The organism is Thermodesulfobium narugense DSM 14796 (assembly GCF_000212395.1).
GTDB classification, from domain to species: domain Bacteria; phylum Thermodesulfobiota; class Thermodesulfobiia; order Thermodesulfobiales; family Thermodesulfobiaceae; genus Thermodesulfobium; species Thermodesulfobium narugense.
Genome location: NC_015499.1, coordinates 253304 through 270545 on the forward strand (window position 1 = coordinate 253304; position 17242 = coordinate 270545).

Consider the following 17242-nt stretch of genomic DNA (forward strand, 5'->3'; position numbering starts at 1 on the left):
AGGAGAGGTAAAATGAAGCCATGGTTGGAAATTGATTTGGATGCAATTTTATCAAATTACAAAATAATAAAAGAATACGTAAAAAGCGATTTAATACCAGTCATAAAAAGCAATGCTTATGGAATGGGACTTATCCCTGTTGCCAATGCTTTAAAAGACGTTGCAAATCTGATTGCAATTGGCGATATAGAAGAGGCGCAAACGCTTAGACGCTCTGGATTTGAGGGCAATTTACTCTTAATAGTGCCTATTTTTTCTAGAGAAGAAGCTGAACTTTGTGTTGAATATAACGTTTTTACTGCTATTGACTCCTTTGATATGGCATCGTTTCTATCTGATATAGCGAAAAAGAGCGGTAAAACTGTAGGAGTCCATGTTAAAGTTGATATAGGCATGCACAGGTTCGGCGTGAAACCTGAAGAGTTAGACAACTTTATAAAGCAAATAAGTTATTTGCCAAATATACAACTAATGGGAATATTCTCACATTTTCCTCTTGGTTTAAACCTTATTACTGAAGAGCAGCTTATTCTTTTCGATAGGATTTCTGAAAAGTATAAAAACTTAATTGTTCATTTGCCAAACTCTCAAAATACTGTAGAAAATTTTGAATCTCTAAAGTTTATACCAAGGTGTGGTCTTCTAATTTATGGAGCTATGCCTTCTGATGTTAAAAGCTTTGTTCTAAAAAATGTTGTTAAGTTAAAAGCAAATATTGTAAAGATTCATGATATTAGTGCAGGGCAAAGTTGGTCCTATGGATATTCTTATACTGCTCATAAGGATTCAAAAATTGCAGTAATTTCAATTGGTTATGCTGATGGTTTGAAAAGAGCTCTTTCAAATAAGTGGAGCGCTAAAGTTAAGGGGAGTATATGCCCATTAAGGGGAACTATTAATATGAACTTTTCTTTTGTAGACATTACAGGCGTTGATAACGTTCGTGTGGGCGATGAGGCGATCTTGTTAGATGAGGATCTAAAGATAGAAGACATGGCTAAAACAATAGATACTGTACCTCATGAAATCCTTGTGTCATTCAGGGAGAGTATGAAAAGGATTTACGTTTAATTTTTATAAACATAAATTAAACTTATTAAGTCATTGCTGAATTTGATTAATAATATTAGAATAATATCTTAATATTTTACTGCTGATTTCTACACTTTACTATTACAATTTTAGAAAAATTTAATTTTGTCCATAACTTATGCATTCTTTTTGATTATTAAAAAATACTTTTTAAAATCTTATTTTAATCTTTTTTTAAGCTATAAAAAGACTTTATGTCAAGTAATTGACATAATAGTCAGATAGCTATAAAATTTCAATAATTTGACGAGAGGAAGGGGTGTGTTTTGTGAAACGTTTTGGGTTGTATGGGTTGTTTTTTGTTTTGATTGGAATTGGAATTTTTCTAATTTCGGGGTGTGCAGGCCAACAAAACAAGCCAGCAGGCGAATCTAATGTTATAAAAATTGGCTTTGCTGCACCACTAAGCGGTTCTCAAGCTGAAATGGGCACGTATCTTAAGAATGGTGCGCTTATGGCCATTGACAAGATAAATGCAAAGGGCGGAATCAATGGCAAAAAGCTTGAGCTTGTTGCAATGGATGACAAGGCCGATCCAAAAGAAGCTGTATCAGTTGCGCAAAAATTTGCTGCAGATCCATCAATAGTAGCCGTTATAGGACATCTTAATTCAGGAGCTTCTATACCTGCTTCTGCTATTTATCATCAGGCGGGACTTGTGATGGTTTCTCCATCTTCAACTAATCCCAAGCTTACTGAACAGGGATTTAACAACGTATTTAGAGTTTGTACTACCGATGCTATGCAAGGTCCTTTTGCCGCAAAGTTTGTAAAGGACAAGTTGAAAAAGGATACGGCAGTTGTTTTAGATGACAAGACAGCATATGGGCAGGGGCTTGCAGATGAGTTTGCAAAAGCATTTCAAGCGGATGGCGGAAAGATATTGATGAGAGAGGGTATAAACCAGGGAGACAAAGATTTTACTGCTCTTTTGACAAAGATAAAATCTCTGAATCCTCAGGTTATTTATTTTGGAGGCATGTATCCTGAAGCAGGTCAAATGGTTAAACAGATGAAGTCTCTTGGTATGAACAAGATAGACTTTGTAAGCGGAGACGGAGTAGAGGATCCTGCTTTTATAAAGATTGCTGGTGCGGATGCTAATGGCACTTATGCAAGTAACGTTGGTCCTGCAATTGAGAAGATTCCTGGAGCAAAAGCATTTATTGACGAGTATACAAAGAAATTTGGAAATCCTCCTGGACCATATGCGCTTTTTGGTTACGATGCAGCTCTTGCGGTAATTACTGCTCTCGAAAAGGCGCCCAAACCAGATAGGGCAGATGTATTGAAAGTTATGCCTACTGTAAGTTTCGAGGGAATGCTTGGGAAGACATCTTTTGACAGCAAGGGTGACACTACAAACAAGATTCTTACGATGTTTGTAGTTAAAGATGAAAAATGGCAACCGGTTGATTAAAAAGACTGCTTAACTCTAAAAAGATGGCGAATAGTTCGCCATCTTTTTTTTTGGTTAAAAAATAGTTAGAATTAATTAAAAACTTATTAGTAGGTGGAATAATTTGATCAGAATTGATATAAACAGACTTAAAGATGGTCAAAAATTGAGTTCTCCAGTATTAGATTCAAAGGGAAGGCTCCTTATAGGTGAAGGTATACCTTTGGATTCACGTATGATCAAACACCTCAAAGAATTGGGGTTGCAATTTATTCCTATTATTGTTCCTGGATATGAAGATATAACTCCTCTTGAAGCGATATCCAGAAAGGTCGAAATGTTTATGAAAAAAGAGGCTAATGAGATAATCAAAGCCGCAAGAAAAACCGCTATGATAAACCCAGAGAGAATTATAAATGCTATAGACTATGTTATGAACGATATGCTTGCAAAAAGTAAGACAGGAATAGTGGTCGATGACCTTAGGACTAACAAGGAATTTTTGTTTGATCATCTTACAAGAGTTTGTATTTATTCAGGTATATTGGGTACTGCATTGGGGTTAAACGATTTAAGATTAAGAACTCTTATGATTATTGCATACTTGCATGACGTTGGGTTAGCGTTAATTGATGATGAAAGCATTTTAAATGGTAGTTATATTACAGATAATCCAGATTATAAGGTTAAGGAACACCCAAAGCTTGGAAGAGATTTGTGCAATAGAGCCGGGTTTCCTTTTGTTGTTAATCAATCAATTTATCAACACCACGAAAGACTTGACGGTAAAGGTTATCCACGTGGTCTAACTGAAAAGGATATAACTATTTATGCAAAAATAGTTTCGGTTGTTGACGTATATGATATACTTACCTCGCCTTTACCTAATAGAAAACCGTATTTACCCAATGAAGCAATAGAATTTATTATGGCCTTAAGCAGTAGCGCTTTTGACAAAGATGTTTTAAAAACTTTTTTGAAGAAGGTAGTTCCATATCCACCTGGAACTCTAGTTTTGTTATCCGACAATCAAATATGTGTGGTAAAGGATTGTAATAATAATCTGCCTTTAAGGCCAGTTTTGAAAACTTATGCTTATCTTGAAAATAATCAGGTGAAATATGTTGATGAACCAAAAATAATAGATCTTAAAGATCATTTGAATCTTACTATTGTAGGCCAGGTTGACAGTTCAGGTAAAATTATTGATTACGAGAGTTCAAATATTTCAAATATCTTAAAAGATTTTGAAGAAGAGAATGATAAAACTGAAGAATTTCCTAAAAAGATCTTAAAGAAAAAGATAATAAGATTCAAAAGGAGTGCGAAGCTAGTTGATAAAAATAGATATTGACGAAATACCTTCTGGCAGTGAACTGCAATTTCCTATCTTTGATGGGTTTGGCAGAATGCTTATCAGTAAAGGGGTATTTATCACAGATAAAATGCTAGAAAGGTTAAAAAAGTTAGGCGTCAAAAAGATTCCAAAGTTTCTAACGCAATAGCACAACACCATGAAAGGCTTGACAAAACTGGCTTTCCCAATGCAATCAAGCTTTCAAATGACTATGCTCAAATAATCAGCATAGTTAGTTTTTTTGATTATCTTACTCAGCCTTTTAGGGGAGAGGGATATTTGCCGAGTGAAGCTTTGGAGCTAATTATGGGAAACTCAGGTTTGATGTTTGACCAGGAAATTGTTAAGGCGTTTGTTAAAAAAGTGATGCCATATCCACCTGGAACGCTAGTTCTTTTGTCAAATGATATTGTTTGTGCGGTGAAAAGCGTTGAGCCCAATTTTGTTTTAAGACCTGTGGTTAAAACTTATGGACTTTTAAAGGATGGTAAAATTGTAAAATTCGCTCCTAATCAAATTGAAGAAATAGATCTCGTTAAAGAGCTTTCGCTGACTATAATAGGACAAATTAATTCTAAGGGTGAGCTTAAAAGGTTTGTTAAGCCTGATTTTATGTAATACTAGATCTTTTTTATATTAAAAATGATATAATTCAATGTAATGTATAAGATATACTTATGACTTATAAAAATAATATATAAGGTGATAAATTTGACATATAACAAAATGATTTATCCAGTTATATTGTGTGCTGGTGTAGGGAAGAGGATGAAATCTGTTTTCCCAAAGGTAATGCACTGTGTTTTAGATAAGCCAATGTTGTGGTGGGTTTTAAGGTCTTTTCGAGGGTTGATAGATAATGAGCCTATTGTTGTAGTCGGGAAAAATAAAGATCTTATTTCTCAGTATTTTGCTGGTGAAAAGATAAACTACGTAGTTCAAAGTGAACCGCTGGGAACTGCGCATGCGCTTCTTTGTGCATATAAGAGTTTAAAGTCATTTTCTGAAGAGGATTATTTTCTCGTCATGCCTGGCGATATGCCATTGATAAAACAAGAAACCATAAAAAATTTGTGTAAAATGTCTGAACAAAATAATGATATTACCTTTATTACTTGTAAAGTTGATGATCCTAAAGGTTATGGAAGAATACTTAGAGATAAAGACAACAACTTTTTGAGAATAGTTGAGGAAAAGGATGCGAAAAGCGATGAATTGAATATAAAAGAGGTAAATGTTGGCATATATCTTATAAAGATTGCTTTATTAAAACTGCTTTATAATATCGAAAATAACAATGCACAGGGGGAATATTATCTTACAGATTTATTGGAACTTGCTTTGAAAATGGGATATAAAATCGGCACAATGGAAATCTTCGATCAAAAAGAGGTATTGGGAGTTAACTCGCAAAAGGATCTTTTAGAGGCACAAAATGAAGCAAAAAGAACCATAATTGACGTTCATTTAGATAATGGTGTTCAGATATTTGATATAAATTCAACGTGGATTGGACCTGAAGTTTGTATAAGTTCTGGTGCAAAAATTATGCCTGCTTCAGTTATATATGGTAAAAGCAAAATTGGTTCCTCAACGATAGGGCCTTTTTCAAATGTAGAGAACTCAACTATAGGCGATAATTGCAACGTTATATATAGCGTTATAAGAAATTCTACAATAGGAAATAGTGTAAATATTGGTCCTTTTTCCCATATAAGAGAAGAAACTGTTGTTCATGACAATATCAGAATAGGAAATTTTGTAGAACTAAAAAAAACAGAGATCAGAAACAATTCTAAGGTATCACACCTGTCTTACCTTGGAGATACCAGTGTAGGATCAAACGTTAACGTTGGGGCTGGAACAATTACGTGCAATTATGATGGTTTTGATAAGCATAGGACTACTATTGAAGATGACGTGTTTGTGGGAAGTGACTCAATATTGGTTGCCCCAGTTAAACTTTCGAAAGGGTCAATGGTTGCGGCTGGTTCGGTTATTACCAGAGATGTACCAGAGGATTCATTAGGCATTGGCAGAGCTTCTCAGGTGAACAAAGCTGGATGGGTAAAGATTTTTAGAAGTACAAAAGCCAAAAAGAAAGATGATTAAACACGAAGTTTTTAACTTAGCTAAAGGAAGGAGTATATTTTAGTGGACAACTCTTCATATGCTATATTTTCTGGCTCTTCGAATATAGCTTTGAGTAAAGAAGTCTCAAGCTTTCTTGGAAGAAATCTTGGGGCTGTAAATATAACGCGTTTTAGCGACGGAGAAATTTATGTGAGGGTCGAAGAATCAGTCAGAGGGAAAGATATATTCCTTATACAATCCACTTCTAGTCCAGTAAATGAAAGACTTATGGAACTTTTGATAATGGTTGACGCCTTTAAAAGGGCATCTGTGTCTTCTATAAATGTTATTATCCCATATTTTTGCTATGCAAGACAGGATAGAAAAGTGAGAGGCAGAGAACCAATTTCTGCAAAATTAGTTGCAAACCTTATTGAGCGTGCTGGCGTTGACAGAGTTATTGGCATAGATTTTCATACTGGTCAGATTCAAGGTTTTTTTGATATATTAGTTGATCATCTTACTGCTATACCAGTATTTGATAACTATCTCAGATCGAATTTTGAACTAGATAACCTGGTAATTGTATCTCCAGATATAGGAGGAGTTGGGAGAGCAAGACTTCTTGCTGAAAGAATGGGAGTCCCACTTGCAGTCGTAGACAAAAGAAGACCTCTCCCAAATCAGGCAGAAGCGGTTAATATAATTGGCGATGTGGTAGGGAAGAGATGCGTTGTAATTGACGATATAGTTGATACCGGAGGAACTATGGTTGAGGCAGCTCACATATTGAAGAAAAATGGAGCGAAAGAAGTATTAGGAGTTGCAACACATGGTATTTTGTCTGGACCTGCTGTAGAAAGGCTTACAAAATCTGATTTTTCGCATTTTATAGTTACAAATACTATTTATCATCCAGAGGAATTTTATGGGCCCAAGATTAAGATTATTTCTGTTGCAAGGCTTATTGCAGAATCTATCAAACGTATTGCTTTATCAGAGTCAGTTAGTGAGCTTTTTAGATAATAAGTTTTCTAATTAAATTTAATCTAATTAGAAAATTTAAGATAATATTTAGTTAAAAGGAGGATACCTTGTATTTAAGACAATTCAAGGTTTTTTTGGTAGCGGCTGAAAGAGAAAGCTTTACTCAGGCTGCAAAGGAACTTTATTTGACACAACCTGCTGTTTCATTTCAGATTCAAGCATTAGAGGATTTTTTTGGGGCAAAGTTATTCAAAAGGACAGGAAGAAAAGTAGAGCTTACTGATGCAGGAGATGCGCTTTTGCCATACGCAAAGAAGATTATCGAAGCTATGGAGGAGTCCAAAAAGGCAATAGAACAGGTGGGCGCTGCAAAAACAGGTAAGTTAGTGGTGGGCGCTAGTACAACAATAGGCATATATATTTTGCCCCCATTGATTGCAATATACAGATCCAAATATCCTCAAACGATAATTTCTATAAGAGTAGAGAATACTGAAGGAATAGAAGAAGCCTTGTTAAGGAAGGACATAGATTTTGGCTTAATAGAAGGGTTTGTCAAAAGCTCTTATGTAAAAAGAGAGAAATTTAGAGACGACGAGCTTGTTTTAATTGTTCCTGCCCATCATCCGTGGCCAGACGTTATTGAATTATCGGATCTTATGATTGAGCCACTAATCTTAAGAGAAGAGGGATCAGGTACTAGAATGGTTCTCGAAGGTGCTTTAATGGAAAAGAGTCTTTCTGTGTCTGATCTTAATATTAATATGGTTCTGGGAAACACGGAGGCAATCAAACATGCAGTTGCTGCAGGCTTGGGAGTATCTTTTGTTTCAAAGTGCACAATTGGTAAGGAACTGGCACTTGGTCTTTTAAGAATTGTAAGGGTAAGAGGTTTTAACGTAATGAGAGAGCTTTTTATAATCAGGAGAGAGAATGAAGATTTGTCGCCATATGCTGAGAGAATTTTAAGATTTCTAAACAAACCTACACCTATTGAAACGCCTTTTTCCCCTGCAGACAAATAAGTATGGAGGTATTGTATAGAAAATACAGGCCAATAACGTTTGACGATATGATTGGCCAGGACGTTGTAAAAACTGTTCTCGAAAATGCATCAAAGCTTGACGACCCTCCTCACGTTTATCTTTTTGCTGGTATGAGAGGCACGGGGAAAACTACAGCTGCAAGAATATTTGCAAAAGCACTTAACTGTACTTCAGAAGGCAAAAAACCATGTCTTAATTGTGAATCTTGTAAAAAATTTCTTGAGGGCTCTCTCGATTATGTGGAAATAGATGCTGCAACCCACAGTAGCGTAGATGATGCAAGATCTTTAAGGGAAATGGCATTAATTGCTCCCATGTCTTCAAAGTATAGGATATTTGTAATAGATGAGGTACATCGTTTAAGCCCTTCAGCTTTTGATGCCCTACTTAAAATAATTGAAGAACCTCCTCCTTTTTCAATATTTATCTTTGCAACAACTGAACCACACAAAGTGCCAAAGACTATTCTTTCGAGGGTATTAAGGTTAGATTTTTCTCCCATAAACCCAGAACTTTTAGCATCATATCTTGACAAGATAGCTAATCTTGAAGGGTACAAGCTTGAAAAAAATCTACTCTTAGCTATTGCAAGGAGATCAGAAGGTTCTGTTAGAGATTCTCTTTCCTTTTTACAACAAATTTTTATGCTTTTTGAAAAGAAGAACCTATCAACAAGGGACATTTATTTAGTTTTAGGCATACCAGATGACGAGATCATTTCAAATATGATGCAATTTATTTACAAGGGAGATCTTGACAATCTTGTTAACCTTATGGATTCTTTGAGGACGTCAAGCTTTAGTCCGCTTGCAATTGTTGATTCTTGGATATATTTTGTATTGTCAAAGATTAATACTGATACGAGGCCTCTAAAATTTATTGACAGGCTTATTGAGGCAAAAGGTGATTTAAGGTACGATCCTAACCCGTTTATGAGATTCGAATTGGAAGTTTATGCTATATTTTCACTTTTAAATAGCAACATGAGAGTAAGCGACGAAAGTGATAATAGAATTTTAGAAAAGACAGAAGATATAAAAGAGGTTATAAATAAGGATATAAAATTATTAACTCCTGAGAGTTCTATAGAACAAAAGAGAGTAGATCTTAGTATTGAGCAAATTAATAAAGCATATTTAAAAGTTCTCGAACAAATAAAAAGTACTAATCCACTTTTGCATGCAAAATACGTTGCGGCTAAGCCCATAAAATTCGAAAACAATAAAGTTACTTTTGGCTTTTCTAAAAAAGAATCGAGGTGGCACAAAGAGCAGTTTGACTCCAATAAAGAAGAAAGAGAAATGATAAAGATTATGCTTTCAAAAGAATTAGGCGTTGATGTAGATGTTGCAAGCGAATTTATCGAGAAAGAAACTAAGAAGGATTCTAAGGCTAAATCTTCTACTTTAACGTTTCCAGATATTTTACAACACTTTAATGCAAAAGAGATAAAAAACGACTAAACTTAAACAAAATAATTAAGTTTTTAAATCAAATAATTTTAGGAGGTTATATTATGATTCCTGGAATGAAAAAGGCCCAACAAATGTTAGAAAAGTTTCAAGCAGAACTTGCCTCTTTAGAAGTTGAAGCCAAAGCTGGCGGAGATCTTGTAAAGGTAGTTGCTACAGGTGATCAAAAGATAAAGTCTATAACTCTTGATCCTTCCCTCAAAGATGAAGATTTACAAACTTTGGCTGATCTTGTAATGGTAGCTGTTAATAATGCTCTTGAAGAAGTAAAGGAAGCTGGCATGAAAAAGATGCAAAAAATGGGACTTCCAGGCCTATTTTAATGAAGTACCCCAAGCCCTTGAGCGATTTGTCTCATGAATTATCCCTTCTTCCGGGGATTGGGCCAAAGTTGGCTTTGAGGTTAGCTTTCTTTATTTCTCAGAGAGGCGAAGAAAAAAATCTTTCTCTTATTGAAGCGCTGCAAAATTTAAAAAATATAAAAAAATGTTCTCAGTGTAACGCTTTGTCTGAGACTGATCCATGTGAAATATGCTCGGATCCATCTAGAAATAACGAAATCTTATGTGTTGTTTCGGACGTGAGAGATCTGTGGAAGATAGAATCAACTAAATCTTATTCTGGCAGGTATTTTGTTTTAAACAGCCTGATTGTACCGCTGGAAGGTATTGACCCAGAGAAAGCTGGTATGACAGAACTCTTCAGTTTGATTCGTGCAAAAAAACCTAAAGAAATTGTTATAGCGTTCGACTTCAGTATGGAAGGACAAACTACTTCCTTATATATAAAAGAAAGGCTCTCAAGCCAAAGAGATCAGTTAGGTTATATACCACAATTAACCCGTCTTGCGGTAGGGCTTTCTATGGGTGATAACCTTGGCAACACAGACGAGTTTACCATTTCACAAGCAATATTGCATAGACAAAAAATATAGCGCCTTAATGCTTAGGATAAGTTAAATGCTTCTAACTCTTCAAAGTTTCAAAAGGTTTTTATCCTATAATTCTAAATCTTTTAAATTTCATTTTAGATATGTTTAAGATTATTAGTGAAGAATACAAAGATTATCTTTTGTCTTTAGGAGAAAATCTAATCCTTGTGCCTCAGGAAAATGTAGGTAAAATAATTTATCTAAAAGGCAACATAGATCATATAGAGTGCATAAGAAATTTCAGAAAACATCTTTTTTCAAGAGAAAAACTAATAGAATTTGTAGTTTTTCTAAACGATAATACTTCATTTCGGGCTATTTCCGATGAAAAAATCTTCCTAAAGCTTCACCAATTAGCAAAATATACAAAATGCGAAAGTCCTGAAAATATATCAAACAAAAACGTTTTTTCAAAGCAATATCTTTCTTTAATTCTACCGAAAGTTCCAATTATACTTCTTATTTTATCGACTTTGTTTGCATTTTTTGTTTTTACAAGTAAGCTTTACAATAATCCATCCAAAATCTTTTATAGTGAACCTTATATTAGCATTATTTATCCTCAGGGCGATTCAATAGAACTCAAAGATATCGAAAATGGTTTATATCTTGAAGTGGAGTCTAATTTCAATCCAAAAGAGATTGATATTTTAGTGGATGGAAGTATAGTTTATCAAAAAAGTAATTCAAAAGATGTCTACTATCAGTGGTTTCCTCCAAATCCAGGCATATATAAAATTGTTGCCCGTTCTCAATTTAATGGTAGAGATATTTTTTCGAAAACCTTGACAGTTTACGCACAAGTTCCAGAAAGCAAAAGCTCTAATCAAGCTAATATAGAGGCTAAATCAATTTATAAAGCTACAAAAATAGTAATTGGGAATCCAGTCACGATGTACTCAAGTCCTGATGAATCTGTGGTGGTTGGGACAATTGACAACGGATCAAAGGTGGAAGTTATTGAAAGGGCTGTAAGTCACAATTCAAAGCTTTATATGCTGAAGGAGGACCTTAGTTTATATACTGATGGAGTTTTTATAAACCTTAAAAAAGGCCAGTTATTGAGGCTTTATGATTTTTCTGGAGACATTTTTACATTGTTGTATAAAAATAGTGATTCTATTGGTCTTGTGAGACTTCAGAGAGAGTATCTCCAAAAAGTTGATACAGAAGAGTGGTATAAGGTAATCTATAATAAAAAAGAAGGATGGATAAGTTCTTTCTTTACGAGGTGATGATATGAAAGTTGCTATGATTGCGCCAATCGCCTGGAGAACTCCTCCAAGACATTATGGACCCTGGGAACAGGTTACCTCGCTGCTAACAGAAGGCCTTGTAAAAGAGGGTTTGGATGTAACCTTGTTTGCAACTGCCGATTCTATTACCTCTGCAAAACTTGTTTCTGTAGTGCCAACGGGTTACGAGGAAGATAAAGAGGCTGATCCAAAGGTTTTGGAATATCTTCATATTTCTAATGTTTTTGAGAGGGCAGACGAATTTGATATAATACACAATCAATTTGACTTTATGCCACTTTGCTATTCGAAACTTATAAAGACGCCAATGGTTACCACTATACATGGCTTTTCATCTGAAAAAATATTGCCTATTTACAAAAAGTACAACAAACACGTAAGTTATGTTTCTATCTCAAACTCGGATAGACATCCTGACCTTGATTATATCTCTACAATTTATCACGGAATTGATATTAACAATTTTCCATTTAACCCGGATCCAAAGGATTATCTTTTATTTTTTGGCAGAATGCATCCTGACAAAGGCGCTCACGATGCCATTAAAATAGCAAAGTTTTTTAAAATGAGACTTTTTTTGGCTGGTCCTATACAAGATGAGATCTATTTTAAGGAAAAAGTAAAGCCTTATCTATCGGAAGATATAAAATATTTAGGCAGCGTTGGTCCTGAAAAAAGAGGAGAGATGCTTTCAAATGCTATCTGTCTTCTTCATCCAATATACTTTAATGAACCATTCGGTTTGAGCGTAATAGAATCTTTAGCTTGTGGAACACCTGTTTTGGCTTATAACAGAGGTAGCATGAGGGAGATAGTTGATGAGTCTGTTGGTATATTGGTTAATTCTTTCGAAGAGGCAGTTGAGAAATTTGGGCTTATTTATAATATCAAGAGAAGCGACTGTAGAAAGTATGTGGAAAAAAGGTTTACTTCTCAAAGAATGGTAAGTGAATATATTGAAGTTTATAAGAGGATATTGAATAGTAATTAAGGAGGAGTTATGCGATGAATTTGAATTTATATAAAGGTTCTGGGATAGTAAAAAGATACATATTTAATCCTATTCTTACTAAATATGATGTTCCTTATGATGTTTCAACGGTTTACAACCCAGCTATTACCACCTATCAAAATAAATATATATTAGTATTTAGAGCAGCTAAGCTTAATGGCAGGTCAATTTTAGGGAAGGCTATTTCTGAAGATGGATTTAACTTTGAAGTTGAAAAAGAACCGTTTATGGTGCCTGAAAGCGATGGATATTTTGGCAGGTATGAAAGTGCTGGTATAGAAGACCCACGAATTACTAGAATTGGCGACGAATACCTTATTACTTATAGTGCTTATTCTGAATATGGAGTAAGAATTGGCCTTGCAAAGACGACTGACTTTAAGAAAGTTGAAAGAATTGCTTTGATTACAAGTGCGGATCATAGAAATATAGTAATTTTCCCAGAAAAATTTGGATCTGACTATGTTAGATTAGATAGACCTCACTCAGATATAATTCCCTGGTCCATCTGGATTTCTTATTCAAAAGATTTAATACACTGGGGCAGATCGGAAATTTTGATAAAACCAAAGTCATATCACTGGGACGAACTAAAAGTTGGCCCCGGGGCTCCTCCTATTAAAACAAAGGATGGTTGGTTAAGTATTATACACGGGGTTTATATGATTATGAGCGGTTCTGTTTATAGATTGGGCGTAGTTTTACATGATTTAAAAGATCCAAGTAAAATTTTGGGCATATCTGACGAATGGATTCTTGAACCAGAAGACCAGTGGGAAAGAGTTGGCTACGTTCCGAACGTTGTTTTTTGTTCAGCTGCCTTGAAGGAAGGTGATTTTATAAGACTGTGGTGGGGCGCTGCTGATAGCGTCATTTGTACCGGGATAGCAAAAGTAGATGAACTCGTAGAAAAATGTCTTAAAAATAAAAGAAAACCTTTATAGTAATCTATTTTCTTATTTTATTATGTTGTAAAAGGCATCTCTTTGGGCACTCTCAAAACCAGCTGATTTTATAAGATTTTCGAGTTCTTCTGTACTTTGAGGCCTATGACTTTGTCCTATTGCACTTGCAACAACGTTTTCTTCAAGCATCACTGACCCTAAATCGTTTGCTCCGCAAAGTAGGGCAACTGGCGCTACGTCTTTTCCTACTGTAAGCCACGACGCACCTATGTTTGGTATATTGTCAAAAAATATTCTTGATAGAGCTACGGTTTTAAGGTAATCAATTTTGTTTTCCCATTTTGTTTTGTTTTTTGATTTAAAGATCCAGGGGATAAATGCTATAAATCCGCCAGTTTCATCTTGGAGATCTCTTACCTTTTTAAGATGTTGCAGTCTATCGTCGATCGTCTCGCCGAAGCCTATTACCATGGTAGCAGTACTCATTAGACCTGAATAGTGAGCGATTCTATGAATATGTAACCACGTAGAAGATGAGATCTTTTTTGGACTAATTTCTTGTCTAATTTTGTCTACCAATATCTCTGCTCCTGCACCGGGAAGCCCTTGAAGTCCAGCATCTTTTAATTTTTCTATTACATCCTTGTAAGAGATACGCTCAATTTTCGAAAAGTGATCTATTTCTGCAGCTGATAGTGAGTGAAGCACTAAATCAGGATATTTTTTCTTAATATGTTTGAAAATTTCTATTATATCTTTAAGTCTAAATTCAGGATCTAGGCCACCTTGAAGCATAATTTGTGTTGCTTTGAGCTCTACAGCTTCATCTACTCGTTTATAAATTTCTTCTTTAGAGAGCCTAATAGAATTTTTACTTCCTACAGGTACGCTAAAATAACAAAATTTGCAGTTTGAGGTACAGACGTTGCTATAATTTATGTTTCTGTCTATGATATAGGTTACTTTTCTGTGACCGAATTCAGCCCTTGTTTTGTCAGCCAATTTTGCAAGTTCAAATAATGGCAGATCAAAAAGCTTTTTTGCCTGTGATATGCTTATCCTGTTTTTTATCATGTACACCCCTCAAAATATACTAGTAATCTAAGCTTTTTATTATTTTTTCTAATTCAAACAGTCCTTTCAGGTCATTAGTATCAAGGATATATGATAGATTTGAATAATATTCCTTTGAAGATATTTTTTTATATTTCCAGTCTAAATTATTTTTCTCTATCTCAGCGAATTTTAGGGCAAGCGAATATGTTTTAATAAAGTCTAATAAAAGGTCGTTTTTAATATCTCTTCTTGCGGCAAGAAGTGAAAAAACAGTGGGCAAATTTGTGTATTGTCTCCAAAGTTCTGAGACGTCGTAGATAAAATTATTATTTTTGTTTTCTATAAAGTTTAGGGCATCGTCTCCAATAATAACCTGTGCACAAAAGTCATTTGAATCCTTAGAAAATATAGGATCGATTTTGTAAAACTTTCTAAGTATACATACTACTATGTTGTTAATAGTGTTTGATGTGCATGATAGCCTTATTACCTTTTTGTCAAGCTTTTCAATGGGTTCGTTTGACACAAGAAAAGTACTAAGAACTGGTCCAAAACAAGAGAGCCCAAATGGCAAGATTGGCTTAAGTAGGTCTTGGTTATTGATCCACGTAACTGAGGATATTGTTGCAACATCTAACTCATTGTTTAACAACATATTGTTTAGGGTTGCAGGATCCGACAAGAAAAATTTATAACCAATTTTTTCGAATCCCAGCTTTACTGGCAAAAAATTGTAAAACTTTATCAAACCAAATCTTAAAAAATTCTTGTTAGTTGTCATTTTTTCTCCTAAATCTTTCTAAAATGAACAAACAATTTTTATCCTATTTTCTCGTAAAGAGAATTTCTTTCGAAAGGAACAAGACCAATATCCGTTATCATATTCTTTAAGCTTTCAGCTGATAGGCCTCCTGGTTCTGGAGAACCACCTTCATGCATAATCTTTTCATCCACTAAAGTGCCTTCGAGGTCATCTGCTCCTGCCCAGAGTGCCATAAGAGCACAATCTTGTCCTATTGATGGCCAATACGCTTTTATGTGAGGAATTGATAAAACTAAGCGCGAAATTGCAATGGTTTTAAGAGTTTTAATGCTTGTTGCTGGTTTTATGTGTCTAAATTTTGTATTTAAAGGTTGAAATTTCAAAGGGATAAAAGCCTGGAAACCTCCTGTTTTCTGTTGTAGTTCTTCTAGAAGACTCAGGTGGTCTAATATGTCATCAAAAGTTTCAAAGTGACCATACAAAATAGTAGCATTCGATTTTAATCCCATTTTGTGAGCAATCTCATGAATTTTGAGCCACATTTTCGGAGATGTCTTCTTTGTTAGAAGCTTTGATCTCATAGAGTCTTTTAGTATTTCTGCTCCTCCGCCTGTAAGGGATACGCTGCCGTGATTTAAAAGGTCTTCAATTATACCTTCTATTGGTTTGTTCTCTTCTTTGGCGTAGAATTCAACTTCTACTGCTGTAAGAGATTTTATTGTGACTTTTGGAAGCGTATTTTTAATTGAATCTAAGATTTTAAGTACTTCATTCCACTTCAAATCAGGATTAAGACCTGATGTAATGTGGACCTCACTTAACCATGTTAGATTTTGTAATTTAGAGACAACTAGATCTGGCGTCAGCTTATATGCATCAAGATCGTTTTTATTTCTAGCAAAAGGGCAAAACCCACATCTTTCTACGCAAATATTAGTGAGATTTAGATGAATATTCTTTGCGAAGAAGACGTTTTTGCCATACAAAGAATTTTTCTTTTTGTTGGCTTCGTTGAACAAATCGATTGGATTGTCTATTAAGTATTTTAAGTCTGCTCTATTCATTTAATATCTCCTCTGGTATGCTGGGGATAGAGGGAATCAAAGATTTTTCAAATGCAACCTTGTACAATATATTTAGAGAGTTATACAAACTTTCTTGAAATTTAATAGTGTAATCGTTTACGTACATGTTTACAAATTTTTCGTTCATTTCAAAATTAAGATCTCTGCCAAATTTCATTGCATGATTGAGTGCCTCTTGAGGATGTGCTTTGCCCCACTTTATGGATTCTCTTAATAGATTATTTATTGAAGTTCTTTCGTTTTTTAAGCTTTTGTGTACAATATTTCCACCTAAAGGAAGGGGTAAGTTATACCTTTCATACCACCACTCTCCAAGATCTACTATCTTTTTTAATCCCATGTTTCTATAAGAAAGCTGCCCTTCATGAATTAATAAACCTGCATCCACTTCTGAGTTAATAACCTTTTCCATTATTTGATCAAAAGGCACGAACACTTCCTTGTGACCTTGTGAATATATGCGAAAGACTAAAGTTGCAGTGGTTAACTCTCCTGGAAGGGCAATTACTTTGTCTTCAAGATTTGTGAGACTTTTTTTTGAGATAAGTATTGGACCATATTTGTCGCCTACACTTGAGCCTACGCTCATGAGATCGTACTTGTCTATAACGTATGGCAAAGCATGATAAGAAATCGCACTAATGTGATAACGTCCATTCATAGCCTCCTTGTTAAGGGTCTCTATATCTGACAGTGTTTCTTCAATTTCGTATTTTGATTTGATTTTCCCGTGTGTTAATGCATAAAACATAAATGCATCATCAGGATCTGGGCTGTGTGCAACTGTTAATTTCATCGAAAACCTCCT

Annotated in this window: 18 protein-coding genes; 14 read left to right on the top strand and 4 right to left on the bottom strand. The window is 34.7% G+C overall.

Translation table 11 applies throughout. The features are described 5' to 3' along the window. Positions 1-12 precede the first annotated feature (12 nt). From alr to THENA_RS01270, 14 genes are all read left to right on the top strand, one after another. Entirely contained in the window at positions 13-1071 is a 1059-nt protein-coding gene (gene alr, locus THENA_RS01210) for an alanine racemase (RefSeq protein WP_013755618.1), read from the top strand. Positions 1072-1360: 289 nt separating this feature from the next. Beyond that, positions 1361-2512 carry a branched-chain amino acid ABC transporter substrate-binding protein gene (locus tag THENA_RS01215; RefSeq protein WP_052296031.1) on the top strand — a complete coding sequence of 384 codons (1152 nt, stop codon included), beginning with the start codon at positions 1361-1363 and terminating at the stop codon, positions 2510-2512. A 103-nt stretch (positions 2513-2615) separates the two neighbouring features. Then, positions 2616-3845 carry an HD-GYP domain-containing protein gene (locus THENA_RS01220; protein ID WP_013755620.1) on the top strand — a complete coding sequence of 410 codons (1230 nt, stop codon included), beginning with the start codon at positions 2616-2618 and terminating at the stop codon, positions 3843-3845. After that, a complete protein-coding gene (locus THENA_RS09885; protein WP_154645292.1) occupies positions 3826-3996 on the top strand; it encodes a hypothetical protein in 171 nt (56 codons plus the stop codon). Before THENA_RS01220 ends, THENA_RS09885 begins: the two co-directional genes overlap by 20 nt. Next, positions 3993-4466, top strand: a complete 474-nt coding sequence (locus THENA_RS01225; protein ID WP_407635128.1) for an HD-GYP domain-containing protein — start codon at positions 3993-3995, stop codon at positions 4464-4466. Before THENA_RS09885 ends, THENA_RS01225 begins: the two co-directional genes overlap by 4 nt. 108 nt (positions 4467-4574) lie before the next feature. Beyond that, positions 4575-5960: a bifunctional UDP-N-acetylglucosamine diphosphorylase/glucosamine-1-phosphate N-acetyltransferase GlmU gene (gene glmU, locus THENA_RS01230; protein ID WP_013755621.1), complete on the top strand. Its 1386-nt coding sequence runs from the start codon at positions 4575-4577 to the stop codon at positions 5958-5960. A 42-nt stretch (positions 5961-6002) separates the two neighbouring features. After that, the gene (locus THENA_RS01235) at positions 6003-6947 is read left to right on the top strand and encodes a ribose-phosphate diphosphokinase (RefSeq protein WP_013755622.1); all 945 of its coding nucleotides are present in this window, start codon (positions 6003-6005) and stop codon (positions 6945-6947) included. Between the two features lie 68 nt (positions 6948-7015). Continuing rightward, on the top strand, positions 7016-7933 hold the full coding sequence (locus tag THENA_RS01240) for a selenium metabolism-associated LysR family transcriptional regulator (protein ID WP_013755623.1): 918 nt from the start codon (positions 7016-7018) through the stop codon (positions 7931-7933). A gap of 11 nt (positions 7934-7944) precedes the next feature. Then, the gene (gene dnaX, locus THENA_RS09520; protein WP_052296033.1) at positions 7945-9417 is read left to right on the top strand and encodes a DNA polymerase III subunit gamma/tau; all 1473 of its coding nucleotides are present in this window, start codon (positions 7945-7947) and stop codon (positions 9415-9417) included. Between the two features lie 53 nt (positions 9418-9470). Further along, positions 9471-9749, top strand: a complete 279-nt coding sequence (locus tag THENA_RS01250; RefSeq protein ID WP_013755625.1) for a YbaB/EbfC family nucleoid-associated protein — start codon at positions 9471-9473, stop codon at positions 9747-9749. Further along, positions 9749-10360 carry a recombination mediator RecR gene (gene recR, locus THENA_RS01255; protein ID WP_013755626.1) on the top strand — a complete coding sequence of 204 codons (612 nt, stop codon included), beginning with the start codon at positions 9749-9751 and terminating at the stop codon, positions 10358-10360. The genes THENA_RS01250 and recR overlap by 1 nt, the downstream gene beginning before the upstream one ends. Before the next feature lie 98 nt (positions 10361-10458). After that, positions 10459-11592 (top strand): SH3 domain-containing protein, encoded by a 1134-nt coding sequence (locus THENA_RS01260; protein WP_013755627.1) that lies wholly within the window; start codon positions 10459-10461, stop codon positions 11590-11592. Between the two features lie 4 nt (positions 11593-11596). After that, the gene (locus THENA_RS01265; protein WP_013755628.1) at positions 11597-12604 is read left to right on the top strand and encodes a glycosyltransferase family 4 protein; all 1008 of its coding nucleotides are present in this window, start codon (positions 11597-11599) and stop codon (positions 12602-12604) included. A 14-nt stretch (positions 12605-12618) separates the two neighbouring features. Then, positions 12619-13569 (top strand): glycoside hydrolase family 130 protein, encoded by a 951-nt coding sequence (locus THENA_RS01270; RefSeq protein WP_013755629.1) that lies wholly within the window; start codon positions 12619-12621, stop codon positions 13567-13569. Between the two features lie 12 nt (positions 13570-13581). Here THENA_RS01270 and THENA_RS01275 read toward each other — a convergent pair whose 3' ends face one another. The 4 genes from THENA_RS01275 to THENA_RS01290 are packed head-to-tail and all read right to left on the bottom strand — an operon-like array spanning position 13582 to position 17230. Continuing rightward, positions 13582-14604 (bottom strand): CofH family radical SAM protein, encoded by a 1023-nt coding sequence (locus THENA_RS01275; RefSeq protein ID WP_013755630.1) that lies wholly within the window; start codon positions 14602-14604, stop codon positions 13582-13584. 19 nt (positions 14605-14623) lie between these two features. After that, a complete protein-coding gene (locus THENA_RS01280) occupies positions 14624-15367 on the bottom strand; it encodes an MqnA/MqnD/SBP family protein (RefSeq protein ID WP_013755631.1) in 744 nt (247 codons plus the stop codon). Positions 15368-15405: 38 nt separating this feature from the next. Next, positions 15406-16413, bottom strand: a complete 1008-nt coding sequence (locus THENA_RS01285; protein ID WP_013755632.1) for a radical SAM protein — start codon at positions 16411-16413, stop codon at positions 15406-15408. Continuing rightward, positions 16406-17230 (bottom strand): MqnA/MqnD/SBP family protein, encoded by an 825-nt coding sequence (locus THENA_RS01290; protein ID WP_013755633.1) that lies wholly within the window; start codon positions 17228-17230, stop codon positions 16406-16408. The genes THENA_RS01285 and THENA_RS01290 overlap by 8 nt, the downstream gene beginning before the upstream one ends. Positions 17231-17242 lie beyond the last annotated feature (12 nt).